Annotated in this window: 16 protein-coding genes; 6 read left to right on the top strand and 10 right to left on the bottom strand. The window is 68.1% G+C overall.

The genetic code is table 11. The annotated features are described in order from the left end of the window. The first annotated feature begins 13 nt into the window (after window positions 1–13). The gene (locus G4D83_RS11555; RefSeq protein ID WP_240356280.1) at window positions 14–781 is read left to right on the top strand and encodes a hypothetical protein; all 768 of its coding nucleotides are present in this window, start codon (window positions 14–16) and stop codon (window positions 779–781) included. A 180-nt stretch (window positions 782–961) separates the two neighbouring features. Beyond that, complete coding sequence (locus tag G4D83_RS11550; RefSeq protein ID WP_163864783.1) at window positions 962–1,204, top strand: YHS domain-containing protein; 243 nt, start codon at window positions 962–964, stop codon at window positions 1,202–1,204. Window positions 1,205–1,265: 61 nt separating this feature from the next. On the opposite strand, the gene recJ is transcribed toward G4D83_RS11550, so the two are convergent. Beyond that, window positions 1,266–2,978 carry a single-stranded-DNA-specific exonuclease RecJ gene (gene recJ, locus G4D83_RS11545; RefSeq protein ID WP_163864782.1) on the bottom strand — a complete coding sequence of 571 codons (1,713 nt, stop codon included), beginning with the start codon at window positions 2,976–2,978 and terminating at the stop codon, window positions 1,266–1,268. A gap of 226 nt (window positions 2,979–3,204) precedes the next feature. On the opposite strand from recJ, the gene G4D83_RS11540 reads away from it, so the two are divergent. Continuing rightward, the gene (locus G4D83_RS11540; protein WP_163864781.1) at window positions 3,205–3,804 is read left to right on the top strand and encodes an outer membrane beta-barrel protein; all 600 of its coding nucleotides are present in this window, start codon (window positions 3,205–3,207) and stop codon (window positions 3,802–3,804) included. 104 nt (window positions 3,805–3,908) lie between these two features. Here G4D83_RS11540 and secF read toward each other — a convergent pair whose 3' ends face one another. The 6 genes from secF to G4D83_RS11510 form a co-directional block, all read right to left on the bottom strand. Further along, complete coding sequence (gene secF, locus G4D83_RS11535) at window positions 3,909–5,078, bottom strand: protein translocase subunit SecF (RefSeq protein ID WP_163864780.1); 1,170 nt, start codon at window positions 5,076–5,078, stop codon at window positions 3,909–3,911. 24 nt (window positions 5,079–5,102) lie between these two features. Further along, a complete protein-coding gene (secD, locus tag G4D83_RS11530) occupies window positions 5,103–6,875 on the bottom strand; it encodes a protein translocase subunit SecD (protein ID WP_163864779.1) in 1,773 nt (590 codons plus the stop codon). Next, window positions 6,876–7,232 (bottom strand): preprotein translocase subunit YajC, encoded by a 357-nt coding sequence (gene yajC / locus G4D83_RS11525; RefSeq protein WP_163864778.1) that lies wholly within the window; start codon window positions 7,230–7,232, stop codon window positions 6,876–6,878. A 142-nt stretch (window positions 7,233–7,374) separates the two neighbouring features. Further along, window positions 7,375–8,583, bottom strand: a complete 1,209-nt coding sequence (tgt, locus tag G4D83_RS11520) for a tRNA guanosine(34) transglycosylase Tgt (RefSeq protein WP_163864777.1) — start codon at window positions 8,581–8,583, stop codon at window positions 7,375–7,377. 5 nt (window positions 8,584–8,588) lie between these two features. Beyond that, complete coding sequence (gene queA / locus G4D83_RS11515) at window positions 8,589–9,674, bottom strand: tRNA preQ1(34) S-adenosylmethionine ribosyltransferase-isomerase QueA (RefSeq protein WP_163864776.1); 1,086 nt, start codon at window positions 9,672–9,674, stop codon at window positions 8,589–8,591. A 60-nt stretch (window positions 9,675–9,734) separates the two neighbouring features. Then, window positions 9,735–10,847, bottom strand: coding sequence for a SpoIID/LytB domain-containing protein (locus G4D83_RS11510; protein WP_163864775.1), 1,113 nt, complete (start codon window positions 10,845–10,847; stop codon window positions 9,735–9,737). A 72-nt stretch (window positions 10,848–10,919) separates the two neighbouring features. Here G4D83_RS11510 and G4D83_RS11505 point away from each other — a divergent pair, with 72 nt between their 5' ends. The 3 genes from G4D83_RS11505 to G4D83_RS11495 all read left to right on the top strand — a co-directional run bounded on the left by G4D83_RS11505 (window position 10,920) and on the right by G4D83_RS11495 (window position 12,689). Continuing rightward, window positions 10,920–11,480, top strand: a complete 561-nt coding sequence (locus tag G4D83_RS11505; RefSeq protein WP_240356279.1) for a hypothetical protein — start codon at window positions 10,920–10,922, stop codon at window positions 11,478–11,480. Between the two features lie 74 nt (window positions 11,481–11,554). Continuing rightward, the gene (locus G4D83_RS11500) at window positions 11,555–11,890 is read left to right on the top strand and encodes a hypothetical protein (protein ID WP_205522616.1); all 336 of its coding nucleotides are present in this window, start codon (window positions 11,555–11,557) and stop codon (window positions 11,888–11,890) included. A 127-nt stretch (window positions 11,891–12,017) separates the two neighbouring features. Then, the gene (locus G4D83_RS11495; RefSeq protein ID WP_205522615.1) at window positions 12,018–12,689 is read left to right on the top strand and encodes a hypothetical protein; all 672 of its coding nucleotides are present in this window, start codon (window positions 12,018–12,020) and stop codon (window positions 12,687–12,689) included. 56 nt (window positions 12,690–12,745) lie between these two features. Here the strand turns inward: G4D83_RS11495 and G4D83_RS11490 are convergent, their stop codons facing one another. The 3 genes from G4D83_RS11490 to G4D83_RS11480 form a co-directional block, all read right to left on the bottom strand. Then, entirely contained in the window at window positions 12,746–13,972 is a 1,227-nt protein-coding gene (locus tag G4D83_RS11490) for a KamA family radical SAM protein (RefSeq protein ID WP_420826630.1), read from the bottom strand. A gap of 20 nt (window positions 13,973–13,992) precedes the next feature. Next, window positions 13,993–15,363 carry a KamA family radical SAM protein gene (locus G4D83_RS11485; RefSeq protein WP_163864773.1) on the bottom strand — a complete coding sequence of 457 codons (1,371 nt, stop codon included), beginning with the start codon at window positions 15,361–15,363 and terminating at the stop codon, window positions 13,993–13,995. A 101-nt stretch (window positions 15,364–15,464) separates the two neighbouring features. Further along, complete coding sequence (locus G4D83_RS11480) at window positions 15,465–18,347, bottom strand: serine/threonine-protein kinase (protein ID WP_163864772.1); 2,883 nt, start codon at window positions 18,345–18,347, stop codon at window positions 15,465–15,467. Window positions 18,348–19,000: the final 653 nt, after the last annotated feature.

Genomic DNA, 19,000 nt, shown 5'->3' with positions numbered 1-19,000 from the left:
GAGGACCGCCCCCGTGAAGAACTGGCTCACCCGCTGCCTCATGGGCGGCTTGCTCGTGGCGACCCCCGCCTTCGCGCAGGATGACGACGACCCGTACGCCTATCCCGAGGACGAGCCGGGCCCCAGCCAGGAGCAGATTGAAGAGGAGGAGGCCGCCGAGCGCCGCCGTCGCAACGTGGACCAGGCAGACGAGTTCCGGAACGCTTCAGAGCAGGAGGGCGAGGAAGGCGACTTCAAGGAGCTCGCCGGCCTGGACGACCCCAACATGGGCGTGGGCGTGGAGCTCCTCGCCGGAGCGCTCCTCCTGGAGAGCCCCCGAGGCCGCTTCGCCGACACCGTGCTGGGCCTGGGCGTGCGCACCACGTGGGAGTTCGGCCGCACGTTCGACCTCGAGCCCTTTCGCGAGAACCTCTGGGCGGACCTGCGCTGGACGTACGGCAACAGCAGCGACGGCACCGACTTCATCCGCGGCAGCACCAGCCACCACTACTTCACCATCGCCCCGGCCTACGAGTTCAAGTTCGGCAAGTCCGACTTCGGCTTCTTCGGCCAGGTGGGTGGCGGCGTCGCCTACCAGACGACCTCCATCACCGTGGACGCCAACGAGACGAAGGTGAACGGCCTCAAGCCCCTCTTCCAGTACGGCGTGGGCCTCCGAGGGCGTCCTCAATTGTCCCGCAACGGCAACTTCCGGCTCTCCTTCCGCCTGGAGGCCATGGGCTACCGCCGGGGCTACATGAACGACTTCTTCCTGGGCGGCAGCGTCGGCGCCACCTTCTGAAGAACACTTCCCGACCTCACGCTCCCCTCGAGGAGCGTGAACGGGTGGAAGTTTTTCCGCCTCCAACCCTTCGTGCGGCCCCCCGCTCCTCGGCATTCCGGGGAGTTGGGGGTTGGCATATGCCCTGCTTGTAGCCACCGTCGGGAATGGGCGTGGGGCCCCAGGGCGGGGAGGCGAGGCATGAAGGACGTGCAGGGGCAGGGGCAGCAGGGACAGGGCAAGCATTGGGACCCGGTATGCGGCAAGCAGCTCGAGACGCTCGAGAGCCAGCCGTCGTCCGAGTACAAGAAGCGCCGGTACTTCTTCTGCTCGGAACGGTGCCGCCATGCCTTCGAGCGGCAGGCCGAGCGCTTCCGACTCAACGAGCTGGCGCGAGTGGGCGCGTTGATGACGCCGGGCCGGGTGCGCTGGGGACTGGCCTGAGCTGACGGCCGTCACACACAGGGCCCGCGGAGGAGCTTCCGCGGGTCCTTGGCTTCACACACTACGCGGCGACGCGCACGTCCTTGAGGCGCAGCGACAGCTTTCGCTGACCTCGGAAGGTGTCGAAGCCCGCCTGGAAGGCCAGGTCCACCGGCCCATCCGCCATCCGCACGCGGTCCGCCATGCCGAAGCCGATGGCATCCAGCTCCGGCGCATCCGCCAGGGCCAGCTTGAGGTGTCCGCTGCTGCCCGCCGCCTTGGCCGGCAGCACGCGCGAGCGGGCCACCTGGTGACGCAGCACCAGCACCGGCTCCGGATTGCCCTGGCCGAAGGGCCCCAGGCGCTGGAGGGCCTCCACGGCCGTCGCATCCAGCTCCCGGGCGCTCACCACCGCGTCCACGCGGCAGCGGGGGATGAGGTCCTCGGGGGTGAGGCGCTGCCAGGCGATCTTCTCGAAGGCCTCGCGCAGCGCGGGCAGCCTGTCCGCGTCGATGGTGAGGCCCGCGGCGTGCTTGTGGCCGCCGAACTTGGTGAGCAGCTCCGAACATCCGCTGAGCGCGTCGTAGAGGTGGAAGGCCTCGATGCTCCGCGCCGAGCCCTTCCCCACTCCGTCCTTCACGCCCACCATGACGGTGGGCCGGTGGTAGCGCTCCACCACGCGCGAGGCGACGATGCCGATGACGCCCGGGTGCCAGCCCTCGTCGTAGAGCACGAAGCCGCGCGCGTCCTTGTGCTCCTCGGCCTGGGCCAGCGCCTGCGTGAGGATGCCGCTCTCGATTCCCTGCCGCTCCGCGTTGGCCCGGTCCAACACCGAGGCCAGTGAGCGCGCCGACTCCAGCGTCTCCGAGCAGAGCAGTTGGAGACCCAGCGACGCGTCATGCAGCCGTCCGGCGGCGTTGATGCGAGGCCCCAGGCGGAAGCCCACCTGGCCCGCGGTGATGGGGGTGTCCGCGTCCATCCCCGCCGCTTCCTTCAGCGCGCGCACGCCCGGGCGACGGGCGGCCGTCAGCTCCTGGAGGCCATGCGTCACGAGGATGCGGTTGGCGCCGGTGAGCGGCACCACGTCCGCGACGGTGGCCATGGCCACCAGGTCCATCATGGCGCGGAGGTTGGGCTCCTTGCGGGTGGCGAAGAAGCCGTCATCGCGGAGCCGCTTGCGCAGGCCCATGCAGAGGTTGAAGGCCACGCCCGCGGCGCACAGGGCTTTCGTGGGGTACTCGCAGCCGGGCTGATGCGGGTTGAGCACCGCGACGGCGGGAGGCAGCGTGGGCGGCACCGTGTGGTGGTCCACCACGATGACGTCCAGCCCCAGCTCCTTCGCGCGGGTGATCTCCGCCACGGAGGTGATGCCGCAGTCCAACGTCACCAGCACCCGCGTGCCGTCCGCGGCGATGCGCTCCACCGCGGACATGTTGAGGCCGTAGCCCTCGTCCAGGCGGTGGGGGATGTACGTGGCCGGCGGAACGCCCAGCTCCTTCAGGAACAGGAACATCAGCGACGTGGAGCACACCCCGTCCACGTCGTAGTCGCCGTACAGCGTCACCTTCTCGCGCCGGTGCAGGGCACGCACCAGCCGCTCCACGCCCGCCGCCATGCCCTTCATCCGGAAGGGGTCCGGCAGGTCCGCCAGTCGGTCCGACAGGAACGCGGAGGCGGACTCAGGCGTCCGGTAACCGCGGTGCAGCAGCACCCTGGCCGCGAGCGGATGGAGCGACAGCTCCCCAGCGAGCAACCCGACCTCCTCCTCGACCACGTCTGGAAGCAACCACCGCACTCGCAGCTCCCCTCCTCGGCCACCGGGACTCCTCCGTGGCCGGGACGAAATCTTGACAGGCCGACAGTACCTCAGACGTCTGACGAGGATAGTCCAACCTTGGGCACGACATTTCCCTTCCTGCTCAAGCGTTCAGGCGTGCGCTCGGCCTGTCGCCTGCTGGTGGGGAGCGCGCCGTCCATCCGGTGCACAGGTTGATTGCACACCACCTGACAGGGAGGACCGCATGGCTGCAAAGGGTATCCAGGTCGGCGCGCTGGCGCTCGCGCTGCTCGCCGCGGGCACGGCTTCTGCGCAGGAACGAAAGCCGGGCAAGCGAGGCGACGTCAACGTGTTCCTCAAGGGAGGCCTGGGCGATTACACGGGCAACCTGGGAGATCTCACGAGCACCGGTCCGGCATGGGGTCTCACACTCAACGTGCAGCCCACCACGTTCCTCGGATTCGAGCTCGGCTACGAAGGTTCGCAGAACGGCATCGACGACATCCGGCTCTTGGATGAGGGCCCCTCCATCGTCCGCCAGGGTGGTAGCGCCCTGGTGAAGGTCTCCCCGCCCTTCATGACGGCGGTGCGGCCCTTCGTCGGAGCGGGCTTCGGCATCTCCTACGTGGACGTGCGAGGCATCGGCGGCGGGCTCTACGACTCCGACACCATGGAGGAGGTGCCGCTCGCCGCGGGCCTGGAGTTCAACAGCGGCGCGCTGACGGCCGGTGTCCGAGCCACCTGGCGCGTGCTGCTCGACAACGGCTTCGCCAACGGAGCGCTGGACGAGGACACCGACGGCGGCCTCCTGGACGCCTCGGTGACGCTGGGCGCGCGCTTCTGACGCACGGCCCTTGCTGAAAACAACGAGGGCCCTGCCTCCCGTGAGTGGGAGACCAGGGCCCTCGTCGCGTCCGGCTCCCGCGAGCGGGAGTCAGGCGATGTCCGTCACGCCGCCTTCGGCTCGTGCTTCATGCCGTCGCCGTGACGGCCTTCCTTCGCCGCGGCGCGCTCGTCCAGCCAGATGGTGAGCGGGCTGGCGATGTACACGGAGGAGTAGGTACCGACGAGGATGCCCACCAGCATCGCCATGGCGAAGTCGAAGATTTCGCCCACGCCGAAGATGAGCAGACCGATGAGTGACAGCGCCGTCGTGCCGGACGTGAGGATGGTGCGGCCGAGCGTGTCGTTGATGGCGATGTTGATGACCTCCGTCAGCGGCTTGCCCTTGTACTTGGCCATGTCCTCGCGGATGCGGTCGTAGATGACGATGGTGTCGTTCACCGAGTAGCCGACGACGGTCAACAGCGCGGCGATGGCCGTGAGGTTGAACTCGCGGCGGCTCACCAGGTAGTAGCCGGCCACCATGATGACGTCGTGGAGCATGGCGAGCAGCGCGCCCGGGCCGAACTTGAAGTCGAACCGGAACGCCACGTAGATGAGGATGGCCACCATCGAGTACAGCAGCGCCATGACGCCGCGGTTGCGCAGTTGCTTGCCCACCTGCGGACCCACGTAGTCCACGCGGCGCTGCTCGAAGTCCGGCTTCTCCACGCCCATGTTGAGCGCGGAGTTCACCTTGTCCGCCATGCCGCTGGCGACGACCTGGTAGTCGACGCCAGAGCCACCCTGCGACTCGCCCAGGACACGGACCTCCTGCACGCCGGTGCCGGAAGCCTCCACCGTGCTCTTGATGAGCTCCGCCGTCAGCGGGGTGGCCGAGCGGAAGTTGATGATGCCGTTGGACAGGTCCGAGTAGACGTTGCGGATGGTGCCCAGGGCCTCGATGGCCGTCTTGGCCTTCGTGGCGTTCTCCTCGTTGAGCTGGGTGACGCCGCCCATGCGCAACAGGAAGGCGTTCTCGTCGGAGCTGCCGATGTTCTGCACGCTCACGTCGTGCAGGCCGCCCTTCTGGGCGCGCTCACGCACTTCCGCCGCGCTGATGGGGTGGTTGAACTTCAGCTCCACCACCGTGCCGCCGGCGAAGTCCACGCCGTAGTTGAACCCCACCGTGACGATGCCCACCAGGATGGCGAGGTTGATGAGGGTGGAGATGAAGATGGCCGGCTTGCGCTTGCCGATGAAGTCGAAGTTCGTCTTGTTCTTGAGGATCTGCATGGCAGTTATCCGGGCTCCCGCCGGTCAGACCGACACCGACTGCGCGTTACGGCCGTGGACGAAGTAGGTCATGATGACGCGAGTCACCACGATGGACGTGAACAGCGAGGCCAGCAGTCCCACGATGAGCGTGGTGGCGAAGCCTCGAATCGGTCCGGTGCCCGTGAAGAACAGGATGAAGCCGGCGATCAGCGCCGTCACGTGTGCATCGAAGATGGTCCAGAAGGCACGGTCATAGCCCTGGTCCACGGCCGCCTTGGCCGTCTTGCCGTGGCTCAACTCCTCGCGGATGCGCTCGTTGATGAGCACGTTGGCATCCACCGCCACGCCCAACGTCAGCACGAATCCGGCGATGCCCGGCAACGTCAGCGTCGCGTTGAAGAACGCCAGCCCCGCCAGGATGAGCAGACCATTCAGGACGAGCGCGATGTCCGCGATGAGCCCCGCCTTGCGGTAATACAAGCCCATGAAGAGGAGCACGAGGCCCAGGCCGACCAGCACCGCCATGCCGCCCTTCTTGATGAGCTCGTCACCCAGGCTCGCGCCCACCTGACGAATCTCACCCACCGTCACCGGAGCGGGCAGCGCGCCCGCCTTGAGCACCAGCGCCAGCGTCTGCGCCTCACCCAGCCACTCGTCGTGGGAGCGCGCGCCCATGCGGCCCATGGTGATGCGGGCACGACCGCCGCCGATCTTCTCGTTGATGTTCGGCGCGGTTTGGACGTTGTCGTCCAGGACGATGGCCATCCGCTTGCCCACGCCCGCCTCGGTCAGCTTCTCGAACTCGCGCGCGCCCGCCGGGTCGAAGGCGATGTTCACCTCCGGCTCATTCATCTGGTTCACGTTCGCGTCCGCGCCCGCCAGGCTCTCGCCCGTCAGCGGCACGAACTTGTCCAACAGGAAGGTGCGGTAGGACGAGCACTCGTTCTTCTTCAGCGGGTTCGCGATGCACTCGGTGACGACCTGGCGGTTCTCCGGGACCTTGCCCTCGGTGTATGCCAGGAGCGCCTCGCGCGACTTGCTCTGCAGCTGCGGGAAGCCGCCCTCTTCCGTCACGGTGATGTCGCTGCCGGCGGGAGGCGGGTTGGCCTGGAACATCTGCGCGAAGACCTGCGGGTTGGTGTCGTCCACCATCCGGAACTCGAGCTGCGCGGTGGTGCCGACCAGTTCCTTGGCCTGCTCCGGGTTGCTGCGGCCGGGCAGCGAAATCTGGATGGAGTCGGTGCCGAGCTTGCGCACGTCGACTTCGGCGACGCCCCACTTGTCGATGCGGCGGCGGATGACGAGCATCGCCTGGTCGACCGATTCCTCACGGAAGCGGTTCACCTGCGTGTCGTCGGGCGACAGCACCAGCGTCGCGCCGTTGCGGTCAACCCGCTTGAAGTCCCCGAAGGTCGCCAGGACGTCCTTCTCGATGGCGTCCATGGTCGCCGGGTCCTTCGCCGTCAAGGTGAGCTGGAGCTTCTCTGGATCCGTATCCACGGTGACTTCGCCGAGCTTCTTGTCGGCGACGTACGTGGCGATCTGCTGGCCTCGGCGCTCGGTGCGCTTCTGGAGCGCGGTCTTGGTGTCCACGCGCATGACCATGTGGATGCCGCCCTGAAGGTCCAGGCCCAGATTGAGCCGGTACTTCGCGGGAGGTGCCCAGGCGGGAAGCCGCGCTTGCAGCGCCGCCAGGTCATTGCGCTGTGCACGGTCCATGACCGCCAGCGAGTAATACGACGGAATCAGGAACCAGATGGTCCCCAGCGTCACCGCGACAATCAGTCCAAACTTCCACCACCAGCCGCGGTCCATTTACTTCTCCTCCTTCTTCTTCTCTTCGGCGGACACCGCTTGCGCGGGCCCTTCAGCCACCGTGCCCTTGGCACTGATGGACGTCTTCAGGATGCGGACGCGCACGCCACTGGCGACCTCCACCGTCACGGTCCGCTCTTCGACGAGGTGGATCTTCCCGAGCATGCCGCCCGAGGTGACCACTTCATCGCCCTTCTTGAGCGAAGTGAGCAGCGTGCGGTGCTCCTTCATCTGCTTTTGCTGGGGGCGGATCATGACGAAGTACATGATCGCCACCAGGCCCACGAGCAGAGCCAGGGTGTTCAGCGGGTTGGTCCCGCCCCCGGCCTGCGCCAGCATCAAAAAGCTCTCAGCCACAGACTGCCTCGTCGGTTGAGGAAGGCTTGGGATGGGGGACCCCCCACACTACCCGAAGGACCCATCCTGAAAGGGGGCCCTCTTAGCAACAGGTCCCCATGTGAGCAAGTGAACGCGGGAACCCGGGATTCCATCCGGTCGCTCAGCGACCACGGGTCCGTTCGGCCTCCTGGGCTCGAGCCCTCTCCCGGAACTCCCGCGCGAAGGCCGCATATCGGTCCTCCGCGATGGCCTTGCGCACATCCGCCATCAGTCCCAGGAAGTAGTGGAGGTTGTGCAGGGTGTTGAGGCGCATGGCGAGGATTTCCCCCGCCGCGAAGAGGTGGCGCAGGTACGCCCTGCTGAAGTTGCGGCAGGTGTAGCAGGAGCACGCCGGGTCGACCGGCCTGGGGTCCCTGGCGAATGCCGCGTTTCGGATGGTGAGCTTGCCCTCCGAGGTGAAGAGCAGGCCGTTGCGCGCACAACGGGTGGGGAGCACGCAATCGAACATGTCCACCCCGTGCTCCACGCAGGTGACCAGGTCCACGGGGGTGCCCACACCCATGAGGTAACGCGGCTTGTCGCGAGGCAAGAGCGGCGCCGAGTACGCCACGCCCGCGTGCATCGCCTCGGGGGCCTCGCCCACGGAGTAGCCGCCCAGCGCGTACCCCGGCAGGTCCACCGCGCACACCTCCTCCGCGTGGCGCTTGCGCAGGTCCTCGTGGAGGCCGCCCTGGACGATGCCGAAGAGGGACGAACGTCCTCCCTGGTTCCACGCCTTCACGCAGCGGTGCAGCCACCGCGTGGTGCGCGCGAGGGAGTTCTCCAGGTACGGGCGGTCCTCGGTGGAGGGCGGGCACTCGTCGAAGGCCATGATGACGTCGGCGCCGAGCGTCTCCTGGATTTCGATGGAGCGCTCGGGGGTGAGGAAGTGACGCGCGCCGTCGAGGTGGGACTGGAAGGCGGCGCCCTCCTCGGTGATTTTGCGCTTCTCCGACAGGCTGAAGACCTGGAAGCCGCCGCTGTCGGTGAGCATGGGCCGGTTCCAGGAGACGAACTGGTGGAGGCCGCCCATCTCCCGCATCAGCGCTTCGCCGGGGCGCAGCATGAGGTGGTAGGTGTTGCCGAGGATGATTTGAGCGTCGAGCGCGAGCAGGTCATCCGGCCCCACGCCCTTGACGCTGCCCACGGTGCCCACGGGCATGAAGATGGGCGTCTCGATGGGGCCGTGCGGGGTGTTCAGCCGTCCCCGGCGGGCCTTCGTTCCGGAGGCATCCTCATGGAGCAGCTCGAAGCGCACCAGGCCCGGTGCCACCCGCGAGTCGCCCTTCTCGCGCGCCGTCTCCCCTGCTCCCGCGTCCTGCTCACTCATGGCACTCACTCCGACACCAGCATGGCGTCGCCGTAGCTGAAGAATCGATAACCCTCGCGCACCGCTTCCGCGTAGGCGGCCAGCGTGCGCTCGCGCCCCAGGAGCGCGCTGACGAGCACCACCAACGTGGAGCGCGGCAGGTGGAAGTTCGTCAGGAGCGCGTCCACCTGACGGAAGGTGAAGCCCGGACGGATGAAGAGCGTCGTCTCGCCGGGCCCCTCGCGCAGCAGTCCCGTGGCCGGCTCCGTGGCGGACTCCAGCGTGCGCACCACGGTGGTGCCCACGGCGACGACGCGCCGCCCCTCCGCTCGCGCCGCGTTCACCTCGCGCGCGGTGGACTCCGGGATGGTGAAGCGCTCCGGGTGCATGTGGTGCTTGTCGAGCTCCTCCTCGCGCACCGGCAGGAAGGTCCCCGGCCCCACGTCCAGCGTCACCAGCGCGCGGCGCACGCCCTTGGCAGCCAGCGCGTCCAGGGTGTCCTGCGTGAAGTGCAGGCCCGCGGTGGGCGCGGCGACGGCGCCGGAAGCGCGCGCGTAGACAGTCTGATAGCGCTCGGCGTCCGCGGCATCGGGCTCGCGGGTGATGTAGGGCGGCAGCGGCAGGCGGCCAGCGGCGTCGAGCAACGAGGCCAGCGAGGCACCGGGGGGCGCATGGAAGCGAACGCGGTACTCCCCTCCTCCGAGCACCTCCAGCACCTCGGCCTCCAGGCCACCGGCGAAGGTGAGGCGCTGCGGGGGCTTGAGGCCCTTGGATGCCTGTCCCAGGCAGAGCCAGTCGAGCGACTCGGGAGCGCCGTCCAACGCGGCCGAGGTCAGCGTGGAGGCCGCGGGGCGCACCACGAGCAGCTCCACGCGGCCACCGGTGCCCGCCTTCTGGCCCAGCAGGCGCGCGGGGATGACGCGTGCGTCGTTGAGGACGAGCAAGTCACCCGGGCGCAGCAGCTCCAGGACATCGGAGAACTGGCGGTGGCTCACGTCACCGGTGGAGCGGCGGACGAGCATCAGCCGCGAGGCATCGCGCCGGGCGAGCGGTGCCTGGGCGATTTGGGACTCGGGGAGCTCGAAGTCGTAGTCTGAGAGGCGAGACGACACGGGGTTGGCGCTTGTAGCAGCCCCCGCGCCGCCGCGGAAAGCGCGCCGACACAGGGGACGTCAGTAGAGGTGCTGCAGCTCGGCCCCTGGGTAGTAGTGGGTGAGGATTTCCAGGTACCCCCTGCCCTTGTCGGCGAGCGCCTTGGCGCCCCACTGGCAGAGCCCGGCCCCATGGCCATAGCCGCGACCGGAGAACACATAGCCGTGGTCGGTTCGCTCCACCTCGAAGTCGAGACTCTTGAGGCGCGTGTAGCCAAGCCTGCGGCGGAGCTCCACTCCGTCCACCGTGCTGCCATCGCCCATGGTGATGCGGGTGACGCGGCGGGTGGGCGTGCGCGCGGACACCTTCATGCCCTGGGCGGGGCGCTTGAGGGCGGCCTTGATTTCGGTGTCCGACATGGAGGCGGACCAGCGGCTCGCGGGCAGTCGGCCGCACGGACAGTCGACGGGCTGCAGGTAGGGCAAGTCACGGTGGAGGGCGTCCTGCCCGGACTCGGTGCGGCCCCCGCAGGAGGCGTGGAAGTAGGCCTCGATGGGAGCCAGCTCGTAGGTGAGCACCTGGCCACGGGTGGCGTCGACGGCGGCGCGGGTGCGAGGGTCCTCGCGATTGACGCCGCCGTACACCTGGTGGAGCACGCTGCTGCCCAGATGAAACGCGTTGCTATAGCTCTCCAGTTTCTTCTGCAGGGCGTAGGTGCGCGCGGCGATGGCCTGGGCCTTGAGGGCCTCTGGCGGGAAGGACACGGGCATCTCGCTGCCAAGCACCGCGGCGAGGTAGTCCTCCAGGGAGATGACGTTGATGAGCTGGAGCCCGTCCTTGAACGGACGCACGACGACGTCACCGCGCACCTGGGCACCGCCGGCCTTGATCGGCTGTTCTCCCGGAGCCGAGCCCGCATCCTCGGAGGCGCCGAGGCCCGCGCGGAAGCGCACGGAGTCTCCGATGACGGGGGCGCCGTTCACCTCGAGCTTGCCGGCCTTGCGACGGACGGTGGCGACATCGGAGGGGATGGGGACGAAGGTGGCCTCCTCGCTGTCCACGCCGAAGCCAAGTCCGCGCCCGCTGATGCGCACCTCCACTCCCGTGTCCTCGATGGCGATGCGCAGGGTCTCCACCGCGAGCGAGCGCAGGGGGGAGAGCAGGAGCAGGAGCAGTGCAACAGGTCGCAACATGGCCTGGGAGTGTAGGTGCGCGGCCACGTGCCTCAAGAAAACGGCCGGAGGATGGGAGAGGATGGCGCGCCCGTGACACCTCCCGAGCCGCCCATCTCCCGTCTGCCCCCCGCTGTCTTCGTCCAGGCCCTCAGGGCGCTGGAGCCCCGTCCGGCCGCCCTGCTGAACCGCCGGCTCGTCGTGGGGGCCTCGCTGGAGGACTGTGCGAGCTTCTACGGGGTGTCGGAGCAGGCCCTCTCGGTGCTCCTGCTACGAGCCGCGGTGTCGCTGGCGACGAAGACAGGCACGGCGGCGAGGGAGCCCTCGGGCAGCGAGGAGGAAGCGGCCTGGGCCCGGATGCTCGTGGCGGCGCTGGAGCGGGAGGACGCGCCAGTGCCCGCGGGCCTGGTGCCCGTGGTGGAGGTCTGCCGTCGTCTGCGAGCGGTGAGCGCCGACGTGGCGGCGGGCCTTGAAGCCGCGACGCGGGAGGACCAGGCGTCTCCCGTGCGGCAGCGCGAGGACTGGATGCGGCGGCTGGCGGTCGCGGCCCTGCTGGCGCTGACGGCCTACCTGTACCTGTCGCGCCCCGAGGAGCCACCGCGCCGCCCGCGTCCCCCACCCCAGCAGCAACAGTCGCCGCCTGATGCGGGGTGAGGTGAGCCCCACGTCCGACACTCGTGGAGGCCCCTGCTGGACGGAGGACCGCCCGCACGAATATGGAAAGGCCCATGCGAGTCCCCTTCGTCGCGCTTCCGCTGCTCGTGGTCATCCACCTCCTTGCGGGCTGCGCGAAGAACGTGGACACGCGCGTCGCGGGTGACGACGACGCGGCCATCGACGGAGCGTCGGCACGGCTCGAGGAGCTGCGAGCGCGCGCGGCCCAGGACGAGCTGGCCTGTCAGGACCGTTGCGAGGTGGCCACCGGCACCTGTGGCGTGGCCGAGGAGCTGTGTTCCCTGGTGGACCGAAACCCGGACCGGGATGACCTCCCCCCGCGTTGCGCCCAGGGCCGGGAGCAGTGCTCCGATGCCAGGAATGGTTGCGCGCGTTGCCAGAACGGCTGACGCCCTCAGACGTGACTGGGAGCAATCACGGATTTCAGTGACAGTCCCCGCCACGGAAGGCGACCGGTGCGCGCCGAGGGCGGACCGTGGTTAGATACGAGTGATTCCACCGTCGAGGAGCCGCGTCATGTCCCGTCCGATTTCCCTGCTCATGGCAGCCCTGCTGGTCCTTCCGGGCGTCGCCGGCGCGGACGAAGGGGGCGAGCTGACCCCCGAGAAGGTGGCGCACATCCGCCGCGACGAAGCGGCGGCGATGAAGAAGGTGGACGACGAGTACGGCAATCGCAAACCCTCGGAGATGAGCAACGAGGAGCGCGGGCAGGCCACGCGGAAGCAGTCTGCGGCCACCACCTCGGTGCTGGAGAAGCACGGCGTCACCGCGAAGGAATACGACCGCTTCACCGCGCGGATGGGACGCGAGGGCAATGAGCGGGCGAAGGCGGAGGGGCAGCGCCTGGAGGAGCAGTCCAAGGCGTCCAAGCCGGCCGCGGCGAAGCCCACCGAGGAGAAGGAAGTCTCGATTCAGAACGGCTTCGACAACGACAACCCCGTCGAGCTGGAGTCCAACGAGGGCGACAACCCCGAAGTCCAGATTGGCATCCCCGTGGAGGGTGAAGAAGGCGGCGAGGAGGGTGGCGCCGTGGGAGCCCAGGCCGCTGCGGCGGGCGAGGACCAGGTGCCCGTGGAAATCATGGGCGGAGGGGACGACCAGCCCGCCAAGAAGGCCGCGCGTCGCCCCAGCTCGCAGACAACCAAGGTGAAGAAGAAGGCCCGGAAGAAGTCCTCGGACGACGAGTGAGCTTCCCGGGCGTCCGCTCCCGGTAGCACAACGCCGGGAGCCACTGCCGCTCAGCCTCAGCCCTTCCGAAGGTAGCCGTACTCCTGGGCACGAGCGCGCCACGTCTCGTCATACGGACAAGAGCAGTCTGTTTCTTCCGGCTCCGGGTAGGCGTAGCGCTCGCCCTTGTAGTTGCGGAACACCGTCTCCCGCTCGCCCCGCTCGACGACGTAGTCCGGCTGGAGTGTCACCTTGCCGCCGCCGCCGGGCAGGTCCACCGCGAGGTGCGGCACTGCGAGTCCGGTGGTGTGGCCGCGAAGCTGCTGGATGATTTCCAGGCCCTTCGCGATGGGCGTGCGCAGGTGCTCGCAGCCTTCGGCCACGTCCATCTGGTGCAGGTAGTACGGCCGCACGCGGCTGCGCAGCAGCAGGTGTGAGAGTTCCTTGATGATGCGCGCGTCCGAGTTGAGCTGCCGCATCAGCACGGCCTGGTTCTCCACGGGGACACCGTGGTCCACCAATCGCTCACACGCCTCGCGCGCCTCGGGCGTCACTTCCTTCGGGTGATTGAAGTGCGTGACGACGAAGACAGGCGCATGGCGGCGCAGCGTGCTCGCCAGCGCATCCGTGACGCGCATGGGCAGCACCACGGGGACGCGGGTGCCAATGCGAATCATCTCCACATGCGGAATCTCGCTCAGCGGCGCGAGCAGCTCATCCAGGCGCTGCTCGCTCAGCAGGAACGGATCTCCGCCCGAGATGAGGACGTCACGCACCTCGGGGTGGCGCCGGACGTAGTCGATGCCGCGGCGCATCTGCTCCTTGGACAACTCCGCGACGCCGCCCTGGGTGATGCGCCGCCGCGTGCAGTGGCGGCAATAGACGGAGCACGTATCCAGCGCCAGGAACAGCACCCGGTCGGGATACTTGTGGACGATGCACTCCTCTGGCCGCGTCTTGTCCTCGCCGAGCGGATCCTCCAGCTCGCCGGGACGCACGCGAGCCTCGGCCCGCACGGGAATGGACTGCATGCGGACCGGGCAGAACGGATGCTCCGGGTCGATGAGCGACAGGTAGTACGGGCTGATGCCGATGCGGAACAGCGAGGACGTCTCCTGGACGCCCGCGCGTTCATCAGCGGTCAGCGGGATGAAGCGCTCCAACTGCTCCAACCCGCGCACGGCATGGCGCTGATGCCAGCGCCAGTCGTTCCACTCCGCATCGGTGGCCTGGGGAAACAGGCGACGGCGCCCCGCATCACTGAGCGAGGTGCGCTCGGTGCGCAAGTCCGCCGCCACACTCATCGCAACCGCGGGGGTGTCCATCACGCCGCCTTGATCTGCTCCCGCCACCACGCCTGACCCTCTTCGGGCAGCGAGTCGATGGGGTCGAAGTACTCGTACTTCCGCTCGAGGGCCTCGGGGTCATTCGCCTCGATGCCGGTCCGGTAGTTCTTGGTCCAGTAGGAGATGCCGCGGGTGCGGTCATACTCCGCGACTTGATGGACCCAGCGTTTGCCCACGAAGGGCACGTCACAGACGATGCGCGGCGTCGCGAAGCCGGGCATGTAGCCCATGATGTCGTGCTGGAGCCGCTGAGCCTGAGCCACCGACAGCCGCCAGTGCTCGCTGTTGGGGATCATGTCGCACATGTAGAAGTAGTACGGCAGGATCTTCGCGTGGTCGAGCAGCGTGAAACACAGCTCGAGCAGTGATTGCGCGCTGTCATTGATGCCACGCAACAGCACGCCCTGGTTGCGCACGTCGCGGAAGCCCATGTCCAGCAGCTTGCGCACGGCCTTGCCCACCAGCGGGGTGAGCTGCGCGGCGTTGTTGACGTGCGTGTGCATCGCCAGGTCCACGCCCCGCTCCACGGCCTTCTTCGCCAGCCTGTCCAACCCCTGGAGCACCGAGTCCTGGAGGAAGTGCTGGGGGATGGCCATCAGCCCCTTGCTGGCCAGACGGATGTCCCGGATGTTCGGAATGTCCATCAGCGAGCTGACGAAGGGCTCGAGCTGCTGGATGGGCAGGTTCGCGATGTCGCCGCCGGAGACCACCACGTCGCGCACCGTCGGGGTGCGGCGCAGATACTCGAGCATCTGCTCGTAGCGGTCCTTCGGACCGATGGAGAACTTGTGCTTGCTGACCTGGGGGACGTCGTTGCCCACCAGGTCCATGCGCGTACAGTGCCCGCAGTACTGGGGACACGTCGGCAGCATCTCCGCGAGCACCTTCGTCGGATAGCGGTGCGTCAGACCTTCGACGACCCACATGTCCTGCTCGTGGAGGCTGTCACGGCTGGCCTTCGGGTGATTGGTCCACTCGGTGAGGCGGTCCGCGAAGGCGGGCAGCATGTAGCGCCGCACCGGATCCCTCCACAGGTCCTGATAGTCCATCGTGTTGAGCATCTGCGGCGGGACGAGGATGGACATCGTCGCGCGCTCGCGCTGATCCCGCTCGAGGCTCTCCGCCAGGTCGTCCGGGAGCAGCGCCCCCAGGGTGGCCTTGAGCTCCTTCAGGTTCTTGACGGTGTGCTTGCGCTGCCAGACGGAGCTCTCCCACTCCGCCTGCGTGACGTCCTTGTAGCCGGGGATGCGCCGCCAGTCGGGTTCCACAAACTCACGGCGGAGCGGATATGAAAACGGCTGTTGCGCGGGACCGGCCTCGGCCTTGCCCCGGATGGGCGTCGATTGCATGGCGCATCACCTCAGCATGTAGCGTCGCGGGCCGGGCGTCATACCGCGCCCGGCACCACTTCATTCAACAATTCGACGACGACGCTTGATGCCCGACTGCGTCACTCGATGGCGACGTTGACCAGCTTCTCCATCTTGTTCTCGGAGATTAAGACCACCTGGGGCTTGGTCGTCTTGCCATTGAGCTTGAAGGAGATCTTCCTCTTGCCCACTGGGAGCACGAGGGGGCTGCCGAGCGTCACCGGCGTCTGACGTCCCGTCTTCTTGCCGTCGACAAGGATTTCCGCGCCTGCGGGCTTCGTGCTGCACGCCAGCATGCCCGTGGCCTTCGACTTCGGAGGCGTCGGGTTCGAAGGAGGAGGCGGGGGCTTCACCACCGTCTCGACGGGGCGCTTCTCCTCCTTGATGAGGTCGAAGGAGATGGTCAACTCGTCCGCGTCGCCCTTGGCGAGGAACTGTCCTGCGTACGGCTTGTAGCCCGCGAGCTTCGCGGTGAACTGGTAGGTCTTCCCCAACTCCAGGTTGGCGAGACGCGCATCCGGAGTGCGTCCGACCTTCTTGCCGTTCACGGAGATCTCCGCGCCCGCCTCACCGTCGAAGATGGCGGCGAGCTTCCTGGCCGGCGGAGGCGGAGGCGGCTCCACGGGCTTGTTCTCCACGACAGGGGCCTCGGGAGGAGGCTTCTGGGTGGGCGGCGGCGTGGGGGTCTCCGTGCCTTGGGTGGGAGGGTTCTCCGGAGGAGGCGGGTCGTTGGCCGCGACGGGCTGAGGATCCGGGTTCTGGGCGGGAGGAGGCACGACCGCCTGTCCGGGGTCCACGGTGGTGCCCGAACCCGCGTTGGCCACGGGCTCCGAGGGCCTCGCGGGTGGCTCCTCTGGCGGGGCGGCAGCCGCCACCTCGGGAACCAGGTTGAAGGACACGGCGAGGGGCGGGCCTTCGACGACCGTCACGAACTTCTTTTCGGGTTTGTGCCCGGGCGCACTGGCCACGACCTCGTAGTCGCCCGGCGGCAGAGCCAGCATCATGTTGGGCTCGACCCGCTGCCCGTTCACTTCGACGACGGCGCCAGGCTGCGGCACGGAGAAGGAGACCTGCTCGCCGGAAGGGCCGCTGAACAACACGACCAACAGGAGCAGCACCACCACGGCGATGCCAGCCGCGGAGCCGAAGAGCACCGGCTTGGGAAGGTTCGCCAGCGACTGCAGGGGCGAGCCCTTCGCGGCGGGCCGTGACTTGGACTTGGCCTTGACGGGAACGGGCTTCGCGGTGGCCTTGGCGCCCTTCTTCGGCGCGGGAGCGGGAGTCTTCGTCCCGGTGACCTCGTCGTGGTCCTGCGAGTCGTCGGGATAGGCTCCTTCCTGCGAGCCATAGCCGTCCGTCGCGTAGGCACCATCGTCAGGCGCGTCATAGGCCCCGGACTCCTGGTGCTGCGGAGACGGCGCACGCTGCGAAGCACGATTGCCGCGCCCGTTGTTGGCGGAGACGGTGATGTTTCCGGTGGTCTCCTCGGGCGGCTCCGCCGAGGGCTTCGAGCGCGTGGGGGGCGCGGTCGGCGCGGGGCCGATCATCGTCGCGCCCGCGTAGGCCTCGCCGTCCTCGCTGGCGATGACGACCTGGGACTTGGGGCCACTCTTGCCCTTGCGCATCGAGGGCTCGGGCTCTCGCGACGGGTACGCCGCATTGGTGCCACTGCCCTGCAGGGTCGGAATCTCCGAGCGACCCGTGATGCTGTCGTCCACGAGCACGCTGCTCTCGGCGACGCGCGTCTCCGGGGACATGAAGGTCTGGGTCGAGTCGACGATCTGCGTCTTGTCGGCGCCACCGCCGTCCATCGCCTCCAATTCCTCGTCCGTGGGAGGAGGAATGTAGTTCGGGGCGGGATGGGCCGGAGCGGTGGGCGCGCGGCCGGCGGGAGAACCCGCGACGACCACCGAGGGAGGCGCGCGCTTTGGGCCCTGACGCGCCTGCGCGGAGGGCGGCGCGGTGACGCCGGAGGCCTCGATTTGATCCGGGCGCTCGATTCCCGCGTAGCGCTCCATCTTCTCCGCCTCGCGGAGCATGTCCTCGGCGAAGGCCTCCTTCATGTAGGAGGACAAGTGCTTCGACGAGTAGATGGCATCCCCGGCCAGCAGGAAGCGCATCAGGTCCTCGGCCAGGTCCGAGCCCCACTGGTAGCGGTCCTCGGTCTCACGGGCGAGCGCCTTGAGGACGACCTTCTCCAGCCCCGCGGGGATGTTCGGATTGAACTCGCGGGGCAGCGGGACGTCCGCGTTGCGCACCTTCTCCAGCGTGGAGAAGTCCGACTCGCCGACGAAGAGCTTCTCGCCGGTGAGCATCTCGTAGAGCAGCACGCCCACGGCGAAGATGTCGCTGCGCCGGTCGATGGGCATGCCCCGGACCTGCTCCGGGCTCATGTAGCCAAACTTGCCCTTGAGGATGCCGGCCTGCGTCTTCTGCGAGCGGTTGGCCGCCTTGGCGATACCGAAGTCGATGACCTTGACCTCACCCTCGTAGGAGATGAGGACGTTCTGCGGCGACACGTCGCGGTGGATGATGTGCAGGTCCTGCCCGCGCGCGTCCTTCTTCCGGTGGGCGTAATCCAGGCCATCACAGAGCTTGGAGGCGATGAACACCGCCTGCGCGGTGGGCATGATCTCCTTGCGCCGCCGGTAGCGCTCCAGGATGGTCCGCACGTCGCGCCCCGCGACGTACTCCATGGCGATGAAGTACGCGTCGTCGTGCTTCCCGAGTTCGTGGATGTGCACGACGTTGGCGTGGTTCAGCTGAACGCTGATCCGCGCCTCATCGATGAACATCGTGATGAACTCTTCGTCCTCCGCCATCGTGGGGAGGATCTTCTTGATGGCGAGGATTCGCTCGAAGCCCTCGACGCCGAAGGCCTTCGCGATGAACACCTCGGCCATTCCGCCGACGTTGATGCGCTCGAGGAGCAGGTACTTCCCAAAAAGGGTCGGCTTCTTCATCTCGTGGAGCGTCCGGGGCCGGGGGGAGCACCGCGGCAGGCGGAGCGCAGACCGGGCGGAGGACTGGACTCTAGTCTCAGCCTTTGTAGCGAGTCAAACATGCGTACACCCCTGAAACCCCAAGGAATCCGGCAACTTGAGCGCCTCTGAGGCCCCTGGAAGCAGGAGCAGGAAGGAGGCGGCGCGTCACATGTCGGACATCCCCTGCTCCGAGCCTGGAGGTGGCGCCCCACAGGGTCCATCGCCGCGTGCCTGATCCAGCGACGCAGAGCGCCGCGCGAGGCTGCCCGGCGGGGAGCTGATCCACCCAGGAGATCCCGGCAGCCGCCCCAGCAGTTCGAGGGGGACGTTCGGGCTGGGAGAGGCGGTGCGGGCGCACCAGCAGCTCGAGTCACGCGCGACGGTGGGCAAGGTGGTGCTGCGGCTGCCCTGAAAGCCAGGCGCGAGCCCCACCGGGCACGAAAGAGGCGCCCCGAGTCCCCACGGGCCCGCGGCGAGCCGTGGAGGCCGCCCTGACCAAAGCCCGGGCACCCCGCCGTCGAGGCAGGGGGACTCCGTAGCCCGCAAAAGGAAAAGCCCCCGTCGCACGAGGCGACGAGGGCTTCTCTCAAAAAGAATCCGGCAGCGACCTACTCTCCCACGCGGTTTCCCGC

It is taken from the genome of Myxococcus eversor, from assembly GCF_010894455.1.
Lineage (GTDB): Bacteria > Myxococcota > Myxococcia > Myxococcales > Myxococcaceae > Myxococcus > Myxococcus eversor.
The sequence above is the reverse complement of the archived record's forward strand: the minus strand, read 5'-3'. Positions and strand labels throughout refer to the sequence as shown.

Coding starts and splice junctions, on each gene's coding strand:
- G4D83_RS11500 (WP_205522616.1), top strand. CDS start 11,555: ATGCGAGTCCCCTTCGTCGCGCTTCCGCTGCTCGTGGTCATCCACCTC.
- G4D83_RS11510 (WP_163864775.1), bottom strand. CDS start 10,847: ATGTTGCGACCTGTTGCACTGCTCCTGCTCCTGCTCTCCCCCCTGCGC.
- secD (WP_163864779.1), bottom strand. CDS start 6,875: ATGGACCGCGGCTGGTGGTGGAAGTTTGGACTGATTGTCGCGGTGACG.
- G4D83_RS11480 (WP_163864772.1), bottom strand. CDS start 18,347: ATGAAGAAGCCGACCCTTTTTGGGAAGTACCTGCTCCTCGAGCGCATC.
- tgt (WP_163864777.1), bottom strand. CDS start 8,583: ATGAGTGAGCAGGACGCGGGAGCAGGGGAGACGGCGCGCGAGAAGGGC.
- G4D83_RS11550 (WP_163864783.1), top strand. CDS start 962: ATGAAGGACGTGCAGGGGCAGGGGCAGCAGGGACAGGGCAAGCATTGG.
- G4D83_RS11540 (WP_163864781.1), top strand. CDS start 3,205: ATGGCTGCAAAGGGTATCCAGGTCGGCGCGCTGGCGCTCGCGCTGCTC.
- G4D83_RS11495 (WP_205522615.1), top strand. CDS start 12,018: ATGTCCCGTCCGATTTCCCTGCTCATGGCAGCCCTGCTGGTCCTTCCG.
- secF (WP_163864780.1), bottom strand. CDS start 5,078: ATGCAGATCCTCAAGAACAAGACGAACTTCGACTTCATCGGCAAGCGC.
- G4D83_RS11490 (WP_420826630.1), bottom strand. CDS start 13,972: ATGAGTGTGGCGGCGGACTTGCGCACCGAGCGCACCTCGCTCAGTGAT.
- G4D83_RS11485 (WP_163864773.1), bottom strand. CDS start 15,363: ATGCAATCGACGCCCATCCGGGGCAAGGCCGAGGCCGGTCCCGCGCAA.